The organism is Arthrobacter sp. ISL-85, from assembly GCF_018613675.1.
Classification (GTDB): domain Bacteria; phylum Actinomycetota; class Actinomycetes; order Actinomycetales; family Micrococcaceae; genus Arthrobacter.
Window position 1 is genome coordinate 145,466 of sequence record NZ_JAGGPQ010000012.1, and the last position, 15,433, is coordinate 160,898.

Consider the following 15,433-nt stretch of genomic DNA (forward strand, 5'->3'; position numbering starts at 1 on the left):
CTTAAGTTCTCTTGCGGTCCGCCCTACAGTCTACAAAGGCGGGCACTCAAAACCGGGGACCCCCACGTCCCGGCGGGGCTGTCAGAAACCCACACCCGCGAACGCCAGGGCCTGCCGGATGAGCCCCCCGCGGCCACCGGAAAACTCCATCTGGACGCCCGGGCTGAGGACTTCCTCCGGGGTCATCCACGTCAGTTCCAGGGCGTCCTGGCGCGGTTCGCACTCGCCCGTGACCGGGATGACGTAGGCCAGGGCCACGGCGTGTTGCCGCTCGTCGGTGAAGCCTGTCTGGGACGGTGCGGGGAAGTATTCGGCCACCGTGAACGGCACGGGGCTGAGCGGCAGCTGTGGGAACGCCAGGGGGCCCAGGTCCTTTTCCATGTGCCGCAGCAGGGCGGCGCGGATGGTTTCGCGATAGATGACCCGGCCGGACACCAGGGAACGCACCATGGTCCCGTCCGCATCCGCTTGCAGCAACGTTCCCACCTCGTTGACGTACCCCAGCGGGTCCAGCCGGACAGGCACCGCCTCCACGTACACCATGGGCAACCGCCCCCGCGCCTCAAAGAGGTCTTCTTCAGAGAGCCAGCCGGGATTCGGGTCAGGTGTGCGCACGTTCATGCTTAAGTTCTACCCCATGGGGCGCCGCTGGGAGATCCACACCGTGGCGGGCGCGTTGGGGCTCCCGGCGTCCGGATTGGCTACGTGGAGGGTGCTTCCAAATGCCTCCTCGGTCAGGCTGGCGGTGAGGCCCGCGGCGGTGAGCCGCTCCTGCAGCGGTTCCAGGCCGCCGTCGTACTCGAAGCCCAGGCCCGAGCGCGCGGGCCCGGATGCCGGCCGCACCAGGAGGATGCCGCCGTTCTTGGCGGTAAAGTCGGCGGTCTCGTCGTTGTCCGGCACGGGGCGGGGCCGGGCGCCGACATGCTGCAGCGTCCGGGCAGCGCCCTCCGGGTCCGCGGTGTACCAGACAGCCACGACGGCAAGTGCGGAATCCGCGTCCGCGCACTGGGCGAAGTGGGCGGCCTTGTCAGCCAGGAAGCTGAAGCCGTCCGGCGCGGTGATGCGGCAGGCCTCACCGTGGTCGGCGGTGACCAGCTGCGCCGGTTCGGCGCGTTCCGGCTGCGTCCCTTCCGCCTGGGCCCCGTCTCCCTGCGTCCTGTCTCCCTGCGCCGAGTCCTCCTGCGCCGACAGGTTGGTGCGGCGCGCGAATTCGGCCACATCTCCCACCTCGACAGCCAGCACGGTCCGGCCGTCCTGGCCTGAACCTGCCTCCGCGGAATGGAGCGCAAGGCGGCCGGACGCCGAATCGAAGACCAGCCACCCGCCGTCGTCCTCCGTTTGCACCATCCCCAGTGCCGTGAGGAGCTGCTTCCAGGACTCGGTGCGCGAAGTGAAATGGACGGGGCGGACTCGGAGCATGGCGTTGTCCTCACGTGGCGGATGGGTCTGTAGGGCCATGATGCCACCTGCAGCCGTTCTGCACATGGGGCTTGTGGCCCGGGATTCCACAGGCAGAATTAGGCCATGGCCGATGACCTCGAGGAACTGCTGGTGCCGGACGCCGCTGCCTGGCGTGCCTGGCTGGAAGAGAACCACGGGACCAGTCCGGGCGTGTGGCTGGTCCTGCATAAGAAGGGCGGGACAGTGACCGGCCTCGACTACCCGGCGGCGCTCGATGAAGCCCTGTGTTTTGGCTGGATCGATGGGCAACTCCGGCGCCGGGACGGGGAAAGCTCCTTCCAGCGGATGACACCACGGCGTCCGCGCAGCGTCTGGTCCGCGCGGAACGTGGGGCATATCGGCCGGCTGGAAGAAGCGGGCAAAATGACCGATGCCGGCAGGGCAGCGGTGGAGGCCGCGAAGGCGGACGGCCGCTGGGACGCGGCCTACGGCGGCCAGGCCGACGTCGAGGTTCCAGCGGACCTGGCAGCCGCGATTGCCGCCAACCCGGCGGCGCAGGCAACGTTCGATGTGCTCACCAAGGCCAACCTGTTCGCCCTGGTGTACCGGACCAACTCCGCTAAGCAGGCCGCCACACGGGAGCGCAGGATCGCCGGTTTCGTTGACATGCTGGCCCGCGGCGAGACGCCCTATCCGCAAAAGAAACGCCCAGCCGGCCAGGACTAGGGAAGCGGTGCGGCGGTGACAGCCGCCGCGGCTTCCAACGCCATCCACGCCTGAAGCTGGGTGGAAAGTTCGACGGCGGCGCCGGCCGGATACGTTGCGGCTGCCGGTTGGGTGGCGTGCAGCGAGAAGATGCTTTGTCCTTCGCGCCGGCCCCCCGCCTCACGGGCGCCTACCAGGCGCCGCCCATTCCAGAACGCCTCGGCGGTGGCCGTCACCAGCCGCGCAGCCGTGGCGCGGGTAGCCTCGGAAAGCCTGATGTCCGCCGCGGCGAGTGCCAGGTACCGGCAGAGAATTCCGGTGAAGAGGCCGCCGTCGCCCGTTCCTTCGCAGCGGAGTACGTAACCGGCGGTGCTGGTTCCAGCACCGGCACCAGCACCGGCCCCGGCACCGTCCGCCGGAACCGTCAGCAACCGCTGCACAGCGTCCACCAGGACCGCCGCCCGGGCCAGGTTCGCTTCGCCGCCCAACTCCAGGAGCGCGCCCAGCACCGGGCCCTGGTTGTAGGTGTACACAGCCCGCTCCAGCACCACCCCGCCGGCGGGATCCAGTCGCGCGCCGTCCAGGTAGAGGCCCTGGTTGGGGTCAAACAGGGTTGCATCCAGCCAGTCCAGCAGTGCCTGGGCCTTGGCGTGGTGGCCGGTGCGGGCGTAGAACAGGGCCACGGGAGCCGTGGCGGGGGTGTTCTTGAAGTCCCGCTTCTTGCTCCAGAACGTGCCGCCGCCCAGGTCGTCGGTGCAGGCGGCGTCGAACTGCAGTTCCAGCGATGCCCGGACCTTCGCGTTGCGGCGGCGGCCCGGACGCCGCGTCTCCTCGGCCAGCCTGTCCAGCCGGAGGGTTGCCAGGGCCAGCCAGGCCATGTCGTCGTAGTAGCTGTTCACGAAGGTCAGGGCGTTGCGGAGCCTGATCCCGGTAACCAGGCGCGAGGCCAGGTGCCCTGCGCTGGGCCGGTCCGGCCCGTTGAACCGGGCGGCGGGGGTGGCTCCGCCGCCAAGCTCCCGCAGCCCGGTGTCCACCAGGCAGTCAACGTAATGCGCCTGCCACCAGTAGTGCCAGGGGAGGGCCAGGGCCGCGGCGGGCCGTACCCGCCGGAGCGCGGCACGCCACCGTGGCCCGGGTTGGCTGCCCTGCCCTGCCGGATGCCTTCCCTGCCACAGCACCGCGCCCAAATGGGTTCCGGGCAGGAACAGCAGCCTCCGGCCGAAGAGGGAGGTCACCGAGCGGGCCGCGTGGTTTGCCCTGTCCTGCCATGTGGTTAGTGAAGTGCTGCCCGACGTCATGCCGTCCACCCTAACCGTGCCGCCCGGGCCGGGAGTGCAGGAAGCGGAGGGTGAGTGCGGCGGCGCTGGATTTCAGTTAACATGCATTAACTGTTGCCCCAGGCCGCGCCGCGGCGCGGGGACACGCATCAAGGAGGATGTATGGACATCAAAGGCAACACCGCACTGGTGACAGGGGGTGCGTCCGGGCTGGGAGCAGCCACCGCGCAGAGGTTGTTCGACGCCGGTGCTTCCGTAGTCCTCGTCGATCTCCCGTCCTCAGGCGGGCAGGCAGTGGCGGACGAACTCAACAGCCGCGCCGAAGCCGGCCAGTCCGCCGTCTTCGCCCCCGCTGACGTGACCAGCGAGACCGGGGTGAGGGCCGCCGTCGGAACCGCCGCAGGGCTGGGACCGCTCCGGATCGTGGTCAACTGTGCCGGGATCGCCACCCCCGGCAAGGTACTGGGACGGGACGGCGTGCTGCCGCTGGAAACCTTCAACGGGGTCATCCAGGTCAACCTGGTGGGAACCTTCAATGTCCTGCGGCTGGCGGCCGAAGCCATGGTGGCCACCGAGCCCGCCGTCACCCCGCTGGGCGGGCCGGAACGCGGCGTCATTATCAACACCGCCTCCGTGGCGGCCTTTGACGGGCAGATCGGCCAGCCCGCGTACTCCGCCTCCAAGGGCGCCGTCGCCGCCATGACGCTGCCCATCGCCCGGGAGCTGGCGCGCTCGCTGGTCCGCGTGGTCACCATCGCCCCCGGCATCTTTGAAACCCCCATGATGGCCGGCCTGCCGCAGGAAGCGCAGGACTCGCTGGGCGCCCAGGTTCCGCACCCGTCCAGGCTGGGCAGGCCCGCGGAATACGCCAACCTCGTGGCACACATCGTGGACAACGCCATGCTGAACGGCGAAACCATCCGCCTGGACGGCGCCATCCGGATGGGACCGAAATGAGTGCACCGGATCTTTCCCAGTTGCCGGCGGCGGACTTCTTCGCCGTCGAAGCAATGTTGAACCAGGCTGAACGGAACAAGCTGGCTGAACTGCGGGACTTCCTGGCCGCCGAGGTGGCACCCTACGCCGGGGACTGGTGGAACAAAGCCGAGTTCCCCGCGCACATCCTGCCCAAGCTGGCCGCCCTTGAGCTGAGCACGCCCGTGCACCGCGGCTACAGCCACCTGTTCGCCGGGCTGGTCATCGCGGAGATAACGCGGGTGGACACCTCCCTGGCAACCTTCTTCCTGGTCCACCACGACCTCTTCGTTGAGTCCCTGCACACGTTCGGCACCGGAGACCAGAAGCAGCGGCTGCTGGCGGACGCCTCGGAGCTGCGCACCACCGGCGCCTTCGCCCTGACCGAACCCCTGCACGGCTCGGACGTGGCGGGCGGGATGGAGACCCGGGCCCGGCGGGTCTCATCCACCACGGGGGAACCCGACGACGGCGGCGATACCTGGGTGCTGAACGGTGCCAAACGGTGGATCGGCAACGGGACGTTCTGCGACTACATGCTGGTGTGGGCCCTGGACGAGGCGGACGGTTCGGTGCGGGGCTTCATCGTGGATGCCACCCTCCCGGGGGTCAGCCGGAGCAGGATCGAGAACAAGATCGCCCTGCGCACCGTCCAGAACGCGAACATCGAGTTCCGGGACGTCAGGGTTGCGGAGGCGGACCGCTTCGGCGGGATCAGCAGCTTCGAAGACACCAAGGAACTGCTCCGCAGCTCGCGGATCATGGTGGCCTGGCAGGCCGTGGGCCAGCAGTTGGCCGCGTTCGACGTTGCCCGGCAATACGCCGTGGAACGCCACCAGTTCGGGCGGCCGCTGGCCCACTTCCAGCTGATCCAGCAGCAGCTGGTGACCATGCTGGGCAACTCCGTGGCCAGCATGTCCATGATGGCCGGGATTGCCAGGCTGCAGGACCAGGGCGCTGCCGGCATGCCCCAAGTGGCGCTGGCCAAGTCCTACCTCAGCGCCCGCATGCGTGAAACCGTGGCGCTGGGCCGGTCCATCCTGGGGGGAAACGGGATTGTCACCGATTACCGGATGGCCAAGATCTTCGCCGACGCCGAGGCCATCTACACCTACGAGGGCTCGTTCGAGGTCAACACCCTGATCGTGGGCCGGGCCATCACCGGGATCTCAGCCATTTCCTGAGCTTCCCGGGCGCTAAGCGGGATATGGCTCTTTCTCGCCGGCCTCCACTCGGATGTCCAGGCTGTTGTTCTTCACGGGCATCGGGCAGGTGCCATAAGGGGTAAACGCGCTGGGGTAGTTGATGGCGCGGTTGAAGTCCAGCACCACGGAGCCGTCCGGCCGGGGCCGTGGCAGCGAGAGCTTCCGCCACTCATCGGTGGTGTCGCCGTTGGTCTCGTCATGGAACGTGACGGTCAGGGCACCGAGTTTCTCTGCTTCCGCCTGGAGCCGGAACTCGTGGCCGCTGCCGGGGAGGCGGAACACTACCTCGCCCACGCTGCGGTGCACCCCGTCCACCAGCGGGTTTGCGGTGCCGATCGGAACGTCCACCGGCGCCGGGTACGGCTCAAACCTTCCTGTCACTTCCCAGTCCGCGTTGTATGGAAAGGTGGGAACGCCGTCGAACTCGGTGAAGACCGGTGAAGCTGCGTCCCGGGTGCGGATCGCGTACCGGCCTCCGCGCATGGCCAGTTCCACCACCACCTGGTCACCGTCCGGGCCGCCGTACTGCACCCACATCAGGGACTCCTCGTCCGCCAGGACGGCGGACACGGTGCCGTCCACCTTTTCGCCCGTCCCCACCAGGGTGAGCCCGTCCGAGCGGGCTGCGGTGAGGAACGCCGTCGTGGCCTTTGTTGACTCCGTACCGTGAGTGGACCACAGGCCCGGAACGAGGTCGACGGCGGCGGGGGAGTCCCCGAGCCATTGGAAGGAGGTGAGGGTGAGCCAACCGTGCGGCGTTGCCAGGGCCTTGTCGCGGCTGGTGCGGAAGCGCAGCCAGCGCTCGACCCTGGCGGCTGGGAGAGTGGTCATGGTTCCTTCCGGTTGCGTATGCCCCCGCTTCAACCGCCGGCAGGTCATCTTCATTCCGCCGTCTTTTCCCCCTTGTCCCGGCCTTTCCCTTGCCGTGGCCTGTCCGGAGAGTAGCGTTCTGCCATGAAGATTGCAGTTCTTGGCACGGGCACTGTAGGGCGCACGCTGGCAGCAGCATTCAGCGGATTGGGGCACCAGGTGGTCCTGGGCACGCGGGACCCCGCCGAAACTGCCGGCCGGACCAGCCCGGATCCCGTGGGCGCGCCGCCTTTCAAGGAATGGCTGGCCGGCCACGGCAGCATCCGGCTGGACACCTTCGCGGCGGCCGCCGGGGAGAGTGAGCGGGTGGTCAATGCCACGAACGGCGCATCATCCCTGGCAGCCTTGGGTGCGGTGGGGGCTGCCCGGCTGGCCGGAAAAGTCCTGGTGGACGTCTCCAACCCACTCGACTTCTCGCAGGGGATGCCACCGGTACTGAACCCCGTCAACACCGAAAGCCTGGGCGAGCGGATCCAGCGCGCATTTCCCGAGGCCCGCGTGGTGAAGACCCTCAACACCATGAACGCGGGCATCATGGTGGACCCGCGCAGGCTCGCCGACGGAGACCATTCAGTGTTCGTTTCCGGCGACGAGGCGGGGGCCAAGGCCGTTGTCACCGGATTGCTGGAATCGCTGGGCCACCGGGACATCATCGACCTCGGCGACATCACCACTGCGCGCGGCGCCGAGATGGTGCTGCCACTCTGGCTGCGGCTGTTCGGCGCGCTGGGAACCCCGGATTTCAACTTCAAGATCGTCCGTGGGTGACGGGCACCATGCGCAAACTGGCCTTCGGCATGAACGTGAGCGTGGACGGCTACATCGCCGCACCCGGCGATAACGTCGGCTGGAGCGTACCGAGCGACGAGCTGTTCCAATGGTGGTCCGACCGGGTGGGCTCAACGGACCTGGCGCTGTACGGGCGCAAACTGTGGGAGACGATGAGTTCGCACTGGCCGACGGCCGACCAGCAGCCCGGCGCCACACCAGCGCAGATCGAGTTCGCCGGCCGCTGGCGGGCAATGCCAAAGGTGGTGTTCTCCTCGACGGTCGGCACGGTCGACTGGAACACCCGCCTGGTCACCGGCGACGCGGTCACCGAGATCACCCGGCTCAAGGCCCATGACGGCGGCTCCATGGACATCGGCGGTGCCACCCTCGCCGCCGCGGCAATGCGGGCCGGCCTGGTCGACGAGTACGTGATCGTCACCCATCCGGTCCTGGTGGGCGGCGGCACCCCGTTCTTCACCGCCCTCGACGACTGGGTGAACCTGGACTTGGCGGAGACCCGGACGTTTCCCGACGGTGTACTGCTCACCAGGTACGAAACCAGGCGCTGAGTACCGGCAGCCGCCGGTGTTGAATGGGTGGATGGACATCCTTGCTGGAATAAATCGGGAGTGGCTCGCGGCGCTTGCCTGGACAGCAGCCGTGTCTGCCTTCGCAGGCGTGCTGGTGTGGCGCCGGAGGCGGGCGGACCTCGCCGCGCTCGCCGCCGTCGTCGTCTTTATGGCAGCAAACGTCGGCGCCGGAATCTATGTCCTGAACCACGCGGCGGACGGGCGCTGGGGCGGGGACACGCAGCCGAAGCTCGCTCCGCCGCCGCTGTCCGGGGCTCCGGTGGTGGGCCAGTTCCTGGAACCCCTTGACGGGACTTTGGCCGGAATGGCCGGCAGCGTCAACGATTTCATCGACTTCCAAGCCGCCCTTCCTGTTGCCCTGGGCTTCTTTGCGGCCGCAGGCTGGGCACTTGCCGTTTCCGTGCCGGTGGCGCTGGCAGCCGCGGCAGTGCAGGCCAGGCAGGCACGCCGCCGCAGGGCTGAGTTGGCTGCGTGGCAGGGAGAGACGGAAAAACTACGGGCTGAGCTCGACGCCGTCAAGCGCCACGTGGGGTACGCCGACATCTTTTGAGACGGATTCCACTGCTGCGCAGGAGCGGGGGTAGCATCTTTAGCTAGTAACGTGGCTCACAGTATCCAGCGCAGTGTACGAGCCAAGTCCGAACCCCTCGAAAGATTGTTTCAATGGCTCACACTGCAACACCTCCCGAAACCGATCTTGCCTCCGAACTGCGCGCGGATGTCCGCCGTGTGTCCACCCTGCTAGGCGAATCACTGGTCCGCCAGCACGGACCGGAACTCCTGGACCTCGTGGAGCAGGTCCGGCTCCTGACCAAGGAATCCAAGGAAGCAGCGCGCGGCGGTGCGCACGCCACGGGGCCCTGGAGCGCGCACGACGTCGTTGCCCAGGTCCGCGAACTCCTTGGCTCCCTGCCCATCGAGCAGGCAACCGACCTGGTGCGCGCCTTTGCGTTCTACTTCCACCTGGCCAATGCCGCCGAGCAGGTGCACCGGGTCCGCGGCCTGCGCACCCGCGCCGAAAAGGACGGCTGGCTGGCCAAGACCGTGGCTGACATTGCTGCGCAGGCCGGCCCGGACGTGCTGCAGGAAGTGGTCAACGGGTTGGACGTGCGTCCCATTTTCACCGCCCACCCCACCGAAGCATCCCGCCGCTCCGTCCTGGACAAAATCCGCAAGCTCTCGGACGTCCTGTCCCAGTCCACTGCCGAGGGGTCCACCGCCCGGCGCCGGCAGGACCGGCAGCTGGCGGAGATCATCGATCAGATGTGGCAGACCGACGAGTTGCGCCAGGTCCGTCCCACCCCTGTGGATGAGGCCCGGAACGCCATCTACTACCTGGGTGGCATCCTTACCGACGCCATGCCGGAAATGCTGTCAGAGCTCTCCGAGCTGCTCGGAGAGCATGGCGTCACCCTCGCGTCCAAGGATGCCCCCATCCGGTTCGGCTCCTGGATCGGCGGTGACCGCGACGGCAACCCCAACGTCACCGCTGCCGTGACCCGCGAAATCCTCCAGATCCAGAACCAGAGCGCCATCCGGATCAGCATCGGGATGATCGATGAACTGATTTCCATCCTGTCCAACTCCACGGCACTGGCGGGCGCGGACGAGTCGCTGCTGACGTCCATTGACGAGGACCTCAAGAAGCTGCCCGGCCTGGACAAGCGCGTCCTGGAGCTGAACGCCCAGGAGCCATACCGGCTGAAGCTCACCTGCATCAAGGCCAAGCTCATCAACACGGGCAAGCGGGTGGCTGCCAACTCCAACCACGAACACGGCCGCGACTACAGCGGAACCGAGGAACTCCTGGCGGACCTGCATCTGCTGGAGCTCTCGCTGCGCAACCATTCCGCGGCCCTGGCTGCGGACGGTGCCCTGGCCCGCGTCCGCCGCGCCATCGCCTCCTTCGGCCTGCACCTGGCCACCCTGGACATCCGGGAACACGCGGACCACCACCACGACGCCGTTGGCCAGCTGATGGACCGGATCGGCGGGCCCGGGCTGCGCTACGCCGAGCTGAGCCGTGAAGAACGCTTCGAGGTGTTGGGCTCGGAGCTGGCTTCCCGCCGTCCGCTTTCCGGCCACCCGATTAAGCTCGACGGCGCCGCCGACGGCACTTACGACGTCTTCCGTGAGATCCGCCGGGCCCTGCGCTTGTACGGCCCGGACGTCATCGAGACCTACATCATCTCCATGACCCGGGGCGCCGACGACGTCCTGGCCGCGGCCGTGCTGGCTCGCGAAGCCGGCCTGGTGAACCTCTTTGGCGACAAGCCCTACGCCAAGCTGGGCTTTGCGCCGCTGCTGGAGACGGTGGAGGAGCTGCGGGCCTCGGCCGAAATTATCGACCAGCTGCTCTCCGACCCCTCCTACCGGGAGCTGGTCCGCCTGCGCGGCGACATCCAGGAGGTAATGCTGGGCTACTCGGACTCCAACAAGGAATCCGGCGTCATGACCAGCCAGTGGGAAATCCACAAGACCCAGCGAAAGCTGCGCGACGTCGCCGCCAAGCACGGAGTCCGCGTCCGCCTGTTCCACGGCCGCGGCGGCTCGGTGGGCCGCGGCGGCGGGCCCACCTACGACGCCATCCTGGCCCAGCCCAACGGTGTCCTGGAAGGCGAAATCAAGTTCACCGAGCAGGGCGAGGTCATCTCGGACAAGTACTCCCTGCCGGAGCTTGCCCGCGAAAACCTGGAACTGTCCCTCGCCGCCGTCATGCAGGGTTCGGCCCTGCACCGCGACCCTCGGACCTCCGAGGACCAGCGTGAGCGCTACGGGCACGTCATGGAAGCCATCTCGGACGCGGCGTTTGACCGGTACCGGAAGCTGATCGACCACCCGGACCTGCCCGCGTACTTCATGGCGTCCACCCCCGTGGAGCAGCTGGGCTCCCTGAATATAGGTTCCCGCCCGTCCAAGCGCCCCGACTCCGGGGCCGGACTGGGCGGCCTGCGCGCCATCCCGTGGGTGTTCGGCTGGACCCAGTCACGGCAGATCGTGCCCGGCTGGTACGGCGTGGGCTCCGGGCTCAAGGCCGCACGCGAGGCCGGACACTCCGCCCAGCTGGTGGAAATGATGGACCACTGGAACTTCTTCCGTTCGGTGCTGTCCAACGTGGAAATGACACTCGCCAAGACGGACATGGACGTTGCCGGCTACTATGTGGCCACCCTGGTCCCCGAAGAGTTGCACCACCTGTTCCGCGCCATCCGTGAGGAATACGAGCTCACAGTCGCGGAGGTCCGGAAGCTGACGGGCGAAAACCTGCTCCTGGACGCCCAGCCCACGCTGAAGCGGTCCCTGGAAATCCGCGACCAGTACCTGGACCCCATCAGCTACCTGCAGGTGGAACTACTCCGTCGCATCCGGACCGAAGCCGGGATCAGCGGGGCCGAGATCGACGAGCGCCTCCAGCGGGCCATGCTCATCACCGTCAACGGCGTGGCCGCGGGCCTCCGCAACACCGGCTAAACCCCCGCTCACTTCCGGCGGATTTTCCCCCGACGCCCGCTCACGTTTCGCCGCTTTAACCGGAACCCCCGCTCACTCTCTTCAGAGGAGTGAGCGGGGGTTCGGGTTTAAGGTGCAGGAGGTGAGCGGGCGTTTGGATAGGGTTGGGAGCATGCCTTCCTTCCAGACCCGCCTCAAGATCACCGGGCTCCGGCCAGGTAATCCGCCGGAGGCCGTCATGGATACGGCCGTGGAGGTACTCGGGACCCGCCACCATGTGGAGGCGCACCAGCTCCAGATCGCCGGCGGAGTGCCGCAGCTGAACCTGCGTTTCCTCGTGGAGGCCACTGAGTACAGCGGTGAGAACCAGCAGGCGCGGGAATCGGCCGCCATGATGCGCGACGCCGTCGAACGCGTTGCGCTGACGGGCTCGCTCAGCGTGCTGCGGCGCAGCCGCGGCAAGTGGCTGCCTGTCTAGCCTGGGTCGGGCATGGGCTCGTCCTCGACCGGGGAGCGGTCACCCCGCCGGCGGGTGACAATGATCCCGACGACGGCGCCGATCACCAGGCCCACGGCCACGCCGATAAGGGAGCTGGCCCAAAACGGCAGCCCGGTGGCTGAACCGGTGAAATATCCAAGCCCGACCAGCCAGCATGCCCACAGCACCGCCCCCAGTCCGGCGCACAGGCTGAAGCCGCGGACGGAGACGTTGGCGATGCCGGACGCTGCCGAGGTGGCGAGCCGCCCGCCGGGGATGAACCGGCCGCCGATGATGGTCCCGTAGGTGGACGAACGGCCGGCTTTGGCCAGTGCGGCATGGATGCCGCTGTGGACGCGGCGGCCCCATTTCCAGCGGTCCAGCACATGGCTTAGCCGCCGGCGGAAGAGGTGGAACACCAGCATGTCTCCCAGCCATGACGCCACGGCGGCGAGCACCAGGACCAGGAACACGTTGGCCCGCCCGTCAGCGGACAGCGCACCCCCGGTGATCACCAGCATCTCCGATGGGATGGGCGGAAAAATGGCATCGCCAATCACCACGGGGATCACCCAGAAGTAGAGGGCCGTCCCCCAGCTGTCAACGCTGCCGAAGTCCATTGCCACAAGGTACCTCACTTGGGAAACTGGCGGCATGCGGATCTCGGTTCTGCAGGGAGACATTACGCGCCGGCGGGTGGATGTGGTGGTGAACGCCGCAAACTCTTCATTGCTTGGCGGCGGGGGAGTGGACGGGGCGCTGCACCGGGCCGCCGGGCCGGAGCTGCTGGCGGCTTGCCGGGAGCTGCGGGCCACCGGGCTGCCGCACGGACTCCAGACCGGCGCCGCTGTGGCTACACCGGCCTTCCGGCTGCCGGCCCGCTGGGTGATTCACACGGTTGGGCCCAACCGTCATGCGGGACAGACCAACCGCGCGCTGCTGGTGTCCTGCTTCAGTGAAAGCCTCCGGCTGGCTGATGTTCTAGAGGCCGGCACGGTAGCCTTTCCGGCGGTCGGAGCCGGGGCCTTCGGGTGGAGTGCGGCGGCCGTGGCGCAGGCAGCGCTGGATGCTGTGACCGGATTCCGGGCTTCACACTCCGGCAGCGGGCTGGAACTGGTGGAGTTCGTGCTGCGCACCACGGAGGTTGAGGCGGTGTTCAGGGACGTGCTTGGACCGCTTCAGTGAGCTCCAGGCTGCTGCGGTACTCCACGGGCCTTCCCGAGATCGGGTCCACGAACCGGATGCCGCGGGCCAGGAGCTGGAGCGGTTTGGCGTAGTCGTCCGGGGCCTTGTCCAGCAGGTCGGGATAGAAGGCGTCGTTCACGATGCCCAGTCCCAACGAGGCCATGTGGACCCGCAGTTGGTGGGTCTTGCCGGTGTGCGGTTCCAGCCGGTACCTGGCCAGGCGTCCGTGGATGCTGGGGGCACCGGCACCGTCACCGTCGGCACCCGCGGAAGGGCCGCCGTCGAACGTTTCCAGCCGCTCAATCCTGGTTTCCGCGTTCGGCTCGCCGTCGATGACCTCCGCCAGCAGGTAGCTGCGGGACTTGGTCATCCTGTTGCGGACCACCACGGGAAAGTCGACGGCGGGATACCCCGGCGCTGGCTCGGCGGCTGAGACGCACTCGTACTCCTTCTGCACCTGCCGCTTCTCGAAGAGCACCTGGTACTTGCCGCGCGTCTGTGGGTTGGTGGAGAAGAGCAGGACGCCGGCGGTCATGCGGTCCAGCCGGTGCATGGGGATCAGGTCCGGGAGGTCCAACTGGTTCCGCAGGCGGACCAGGGCAGATTCCTGGATGTACGTGCCGCCCGGCGTGGTGGGCAGGAAATGCGGCTTGTCCACCACCAGCAGGTGCTCGTCCTGGTGCAGGATACTGATCTCCACCGGCAGCCGTGTCTCCGGTGGCAGCGTGCGGTAGTACCAGATGAAAGTGTGGTCTTCGAGTTTGGTGTGCCGGCTCAGGGGTACGCCGCCCTCGCCAACGATCTCGCCGGCGTCGAATCTGTCCTCGATGCCCTGCGGATCGATGTGGCCCCAGCGGTGCATCATGTAGTCCATGGCGGTGTCCCAGGGTCCCTCCTCCGGCAGGCGCAGGCGGGTGGCATTCACGCCGTCGCGCACGGGGAGGGGGGATTGCATCACTGGTCCATTCTACCGGCGCCGTCCTGGCCGGTTTGGGGCCCTCGGTGGCGCCGACGATAATAAAGTTCTTGACAAGAAAAGTTGTCGGTTGGACACTGGAGGCATGCAGGACATCGCAGTCATCGAGGACCCGGCCGCGGCCGAGGTCTCCCTGGACCCCATCCGCACCCGGATCCTGCGGGAACTGGTCCAGCCGGCCTCGGCTACGCAGCTGGCGGTGCGCATCGGCCTGCCCCGGCAGAAAGTGAACTACCACCTCAAGGCCCTGGAGCGGTACGGCCTGGTGGACCTGGTGGAGGAGCGCCGCAAGGGCAATGTGACCGAGCGGGTCCTTCAGGCCACGGCAGCCTCCTACCTCATCTCACCTTCCGCGCTCGCCGCCGTGTCCCCGGACCCCGGCCGGTTCGCCGACCGTTTCTCCGCGTTCTGGCTGCTGGCGCTGGCCGCGCGGATGGTGCAGGAAGTGGGAAGGCTCATTGCCGGCGCCACCGCTGCCAGGCAGAAGCTGGCCACGTTCGCCATTGACGGCGACATCACCTTCCGCACTGCCGCGGACAGGGCCGCGTTCGCCGAGGAACTCGGCATCGAGGTCACGCGGCTGGTGGACAAGTACCACGACGGCGGCGGGTCGCCCCAAGGGCGGCGGCACCGGCTCGTTGTGGCACTGCACCCGGCCCTTAAAGAAACCAGTGCCCGCAAGGCAACGAACAAATCCACATCAGGCAAGGAGCAGGACAAATGAGCGACCAACGGGACTTTGAGATCATCCACGACACGGAGCTGCCCGGCACGCCGGAACGCGTCTGGGAAGCGGTCACGAACGGAACGCCGGCCTGGATGTTTCCCACGGACCAGTGGCCCGCGGTCAGGACGGTGGAGGAGTACCCCCACCACCTGGTGTCCCGGATGGACGGGCCGGACGGCTGGTTCAACCAGCTGGAGCACGTGCTGGAGCCGCTGGACGGCGGCCGCGCCCGGCTCCACTACGTCCACAGCGGGATTTTCGCGGATAACTGGGACCAGCAGTACGACGGCGCCAGCCGCCACACTGAGTTCTACCTGCACACGCTGGGCCAGTACCTGCAGTACTTCGACGGCCGCCCCGTGGTGTTCACCGACATCCAGGCCCCCGCGGCATCCCAGGCGGCGGACGGTTTCACACGGCTCCGTGAAGCGCTGGGCGTCGGCTCCGCGGAGCAGGGCGCCGCCGTTGATGTGGAGGTCGACGGCGTGGGGCGGCTGGCGGGCGAGGTGGACTTCTCGAATGAGCACTTCCTGGGCGTGCGCACGGCGGATGCGATGTACCGGTTCTTTGGCCGCAACGCCTTCGGTGCCCCCGTGGGCATGACGGTGCACGACTTCAGTGGCACCAGTGACACGGAGGCCACGGCCAAGGCGTGGGGCGCATTCCTGGAGCACGTATACGCGTCGTAGTCCCGTTTACTGTCGACGCGCAAACTGCCGCCGGCTGCGCTCGTTACCTGACGCACCCGATATACCCCCCGCGCCAGGTAACGAGCGGGTCGCAGCATGTTTGCGGCGTCGACAGGTGCCACCCCGTGGCACGG

Annotated in this window: 17 protein-coding genes; 11 read left to right on the forward strand and 6 right to left on the reverse strand. The window is 67.8% G+C overall.

Translation table 11 applies throughout. The annotated features are described in order from the left end of the window. Nucleotides 1–81: 81 nt before the first annotated feature. Together J7I84_RS10305 and J7I84_RS10310 are read right to left on the reverse strand one after the other, a co-directional pair. Entirely contained in the window at nt 82–621 is a 540-nt protein-coding gene (locus tag J7I84_RS10305; protein WP_214944160.1) for an NUDIX hydrolase family protein, read from the reverse strand. A 9-nt stretch (nt 622–630) separates the two neighbouring features. After that, nucleotides 631–1,419 carry a VOC family protein gene (locus J7I84_RS10310; protein ID WP_214944224.1) on the reverse strand — a complete coding sequence of 263 codons (789 nt, stop codon included), beginning with the start codon at nt 1,417–1,419 and terminating at the stop codon, nt 631–633. Nucleotides 1,420–1,524: 105 nt separating this feature from the next. On the opposite strand from J7I84_RS10310, the gene J7I84_RS10315 reads away from it, so the two are divergent. Beyond that, entirely contained in the window at nt 1,525–2,127 is a 603-nt protein-coding gene (locus tag J7I84_RS10315; RefSeq protein ID WP_214944162.1) for a YdeI family protein, read from the forward strand. On the opposite strand, the gene J7I84_RS10320 is transcribed toward J7I84_RS10315, so the two are convergent. Continuing rightward, the gene (locus J7I84_RS10320) at nt 2,124–3,404 is read right to left on the reverse strand and encodes a glycoside hydrolase family 76 protein (protein ID WP_214944163.1); all 1,281 of its coding nucleotides are present in this window, start codon (nt 3,402–3,404) and stop codon (nt 2,124–2,126) included. The two genes, J7I84_RS10315 and J7I84_RS10320, sit on opposite strands and share 4 nt — an antisense overlap. Before the next feature lie 141 nt (nt 3,405–3,545). Here J7I84_RS10320 and J7I84_RS10325 point away from each other — a divergent pair, with 141 nt between their 5' ends. Continuing rightward, nucleotides 3,546–4,340 (forward strand): SDR family NAD(P)-dependent oxidoreductase, encoded by a 795-nt coding sequence (locus J7I84_RS10325; protein WP_214944165.1) that lies wholly within the window; start codon nt 3,546–3,548, stop codon nt 4,338–4,340. Then, the gene (locus J7I84_RS10330; RefSeq protein WP_214944167.1) at nt 4,337–5,542 is read left to right on the forward strand and encodes an acyl-CoA dehydrogenase family protein; all 1,206 of its coding nucleotides are present in this window, start codon (nt 4,337–4,339) and stop codon (nt 5,540–5,542) included. Before J7I84_RS10325 ends, J7I84_RS10330 begins: the two co-directional genes overlap by 4 nt. Nucleotides 5,543–5,554: 12 nt before the next feature. On the opposite strand, the gene J7I84_RS10335 is transcribed toward J7I84_RS10330, so the two are convergent. Continuing rightward, on the reverse strand, nt 5,555–6,394 hold the full coding sequence (locus J7I84_RS10335; protein WP_214944169.1) for a DUF1684 domain-containing protein: 840 nt from the start codon (nt 6,392–6,394) through the stop codon (nt 5,555–5,557). Nucleotides 6,395–6,517: 123 nt separating this feature from the next. Here J7I84_RS10335 and J7I84_RS10340 point away from each other — a divergent pair, with 123 nt between their 5' ends. From J7I84_RS10340 to J7I84_RS10360, 5 genes are all read left to right on the forward strand, one after another. Then, entirely contained in the window at nt 6,518–7,201 is a 684-nt protein-coding gene (locus J7I84_RS10340) for an NADPH-dependent F420 reductase (protein WP_214944171.1), read from the forward strand. An 8-nt stretch (nt 7,202–7,209) separates the two neighbouring features. Then, nucleotides 7,210–7,773: a dihydrofolate reductase family protein gene (locus J7I84_RS10345; RefSeq protein WP_214944226.1), complete on the forward strand. Its 564-nt coding sequence runs from the start codon at nt 7,210–7,212 to the stop codon at nt 7,771–7,773. 31 nt (nt 7,774–7,804) lie between these two features. Next, entirely contained in the window at nt 7,805–8,344 is a 540-nt protein-coding gene (locus J7I84_RS10350) for a hypothetical protein (RefSeq protein ID WP_214944173.1), read from the forward strand. Between the two features lie 113 nt (nt 8,345–8,457). Next, a complete protein-coding gene (gene ppc / locus J7I84_RS10355; protein ID WP_214944175.1) occupies nt 8,458–11,265 on the forward strand; it encodes a phosphoenolpyruvate carboxylase in 2,808 nt (935 codons plus the stop codon). Between the two features lie 151 nt (nt 11,266–11,416). Further along, entirely contained in the window at nt 11,417–11,722 is a 306-nt protein-coding gene (locus J7I84_RS10360) for a hypothetical protein (RefSeq protein ID WP_214944177.1), read from the forward strand. Here the strand turns inward: J7I84_RS10360 and J7I84_RS10365 are convergent. After that, complete coding sequence (locus tag J7I84_RS10365) at nt 11,719–12,342, reverse strand: DedA family protein (RefSeq protein WP_214944179.1); 624 nt, start codon at nt 12,340–12,342, stop codon at nt 11,719–11,721. The genes J7I84_RS10360 and J7I84_RS10365 overlap by 4 nt on opposite strands. A gap of 34 nt (nt 12,343–12,376) precedes the next feature. On the opposite strand from J7I84_RS10365, the gene J7I84_RS10370 reads away from it, so the two are divergent. Then, complete coding sequence (locus J7I84_RS10370; RefSeq protein WP_214944181.1) at nt 12,377–12,907, forward strand: O-acetyl-ADP-ribose deacetylase; 531 nt, start codon at nt 12,377–12,379, stop codon at nt 12,905–12,907. Here J7I84_RS10370 and J7I84_RS10375 read toward each other — a convergent pair. Then, nucleotides 12,879–13,862 (reverse strand): RluA family pseudouridine synthase, encoded by a 984-nt coding sequence (locus J7I84_RS10375; protein WP_214944228.1) that lies wholly within the window; start codon nt 13,860–13,862, stop codon nt 12,879–12,881. The two genes, J7I84_RS10370 and J7I84_RS10375, sit on opposite strands and share 29 nt — an antisense overlap. 106 nt (nt 13,863–13,968) lie before the next feature. On the opposite strand from J7I84_RS10375, the gene J7I84_RS10380 reads away from it, so the two are divergent. After that, nucleotides 13,969–14,607 carry a helix-turn-helix domain-containing protein gene (locus J7I84_RS10380; RefSeq protein WP_214944183.1) on the forward strand — a complete coding sequence of 213 codons (639 nt, stop codon included), beginning with the start codon at nt 13,969–13,971 and terminating at the stop codon, nt 14,605–14,607. Continuing rightward, nucleotides 14,604–15,299 (forward strand): SRPBCC domain-containing protein, encoded by a 696-nt coding sequence (locus J7I84_RS10385; RefSeq protein WP_214944185.1) that lies wholly within the window; start codon nt 14,604–14,606, stop codon nt 15,297–15,299. Before J7I84_RS10380 ends, J7I84_RS10385 begins: the two co-directional genes overlap by 4 nt. Nucleotides 15,300–15,433 lie beyond the last annotated feature (134 nt).

Bases quoted from the DNA above. Each gene is read 5' to 3' on its own strand.
- J7I84_RS10305 (WP_214944160.1), bottom strand. From the start codon at position 621: ATGAACGTGCGCACACCTGACCCGAATCCCGGCTGGCTCTCTGAAGAA.
- J7I84_RS10310 (WP_214944224.1), bottom strand. From the start codon at position 1,419: ATGCTCCGAGTCCGCCCCGTCCATTTCACTTCGCGCACCGAGTCCTGG.
- J7I84_RS10315 (WP_214944162.1), top strand. From the start codon at position 1,525: ATGGCCGATGACCTCGAGGAACTGCTGGTGCCGGACGCCGCTGCCTGG.
- J7I84_RS10320 (WP_214944163.1), bottom strand. From the start codon at position 3,404: ATGACGTCGGGCAGCACTTCACTAACCACATGGCAGGACAGGGCAAAC.
- J7I84_RS10325 (WP_214944165.1), top strand. From the start codon at position 3,546: ATGGACATCAAAGGCAACACCGCACTGGTGACAGGGGGTGCGTCCGGG.
- J7I84_RS10330 (WP_214944167.1), top strand. From the start codon at position 4,337: ATGAGTGCACCGGATCTTTCCCAGTTGCCGGCGGCGGACTTCTTCGCC.
- J7I84_RS10335 (WP_214944169.1), bottom strand. From the start codon at position 6,394: ATGACCACTCTCCCAGCCGCCAGGGTCGAGCGCTGGCTGCGCTTCCGC.
- J7I84_RS10340 (WP_214944171.1), top strand. From the start codon at position 6,518: ATGAAGATTGCAGTTCTTGGCACGGGCACTGTAGGGCGCACGCTGGCA.
- J7I84_RS10345 (WP_214944226.1), top strand. From the start codon at position 7,210: ATGCGCAAACTGGCCTTCGGCATGAACGTGAGCGTGGACGGCTACATC.
- J7I84_RS10350 (WP_214944173.1), top strand. From the start codon at position 7,805: ATGGACATCCTTGCTGGAATAAATCGGGAGTGGCTCGCGGCGCTTGCC.
- ppc (WP_214944175.1), top strand. From the start codon at position 8,458: ATGGCTCACACTGCAACACCTCCCGAAACCGATCTTGCCTCCGAACTG.
- J7I84_RS10360 (WP_214944177.1), top strand. From the start codon at position 11,417: ATGCCTTCCTTCCAGACCCGCCTCAAGATCACCGGGCTCCGGCCAGGT.
- J7I84_RS10365 (WP_214944179.1), bottom strand. From the start codon at position 12,342: ATGGACTTCGGCAGCGTTGACAGCTGGGGGACGGCCCTCTACTTCTGG.
- J7I84_RS10370 (WP_214944181.1), top strand. From the start codon at position 12,377: ATGCGGATCTCGGTTCTGCAGGGAGACATTACGCGCCGGCGGGTGGAT.
- J7I84_RS10375 (WP_214944228.1), bottom strand. From the start codon at position 13,862: ATGCAATCCCCCCTCCCCGTGCGCGACGGCGTGAATGCCACCCGCCTG.
- J7I84_RS10380 (WP_214944183.1), top strand. From the start codon at position 13,969: ATGCAGGACATCGCAGTCATCGAGGACCCGGCCGCGGCCGAGGTCTCC.
- J7I84_RS10385 (WP_214944185.1), top strand. From the start codon at position 14,604: ATGAGCGACCAACGGGACTTTGAGATCATCCACGACACGGAGCTGCCC.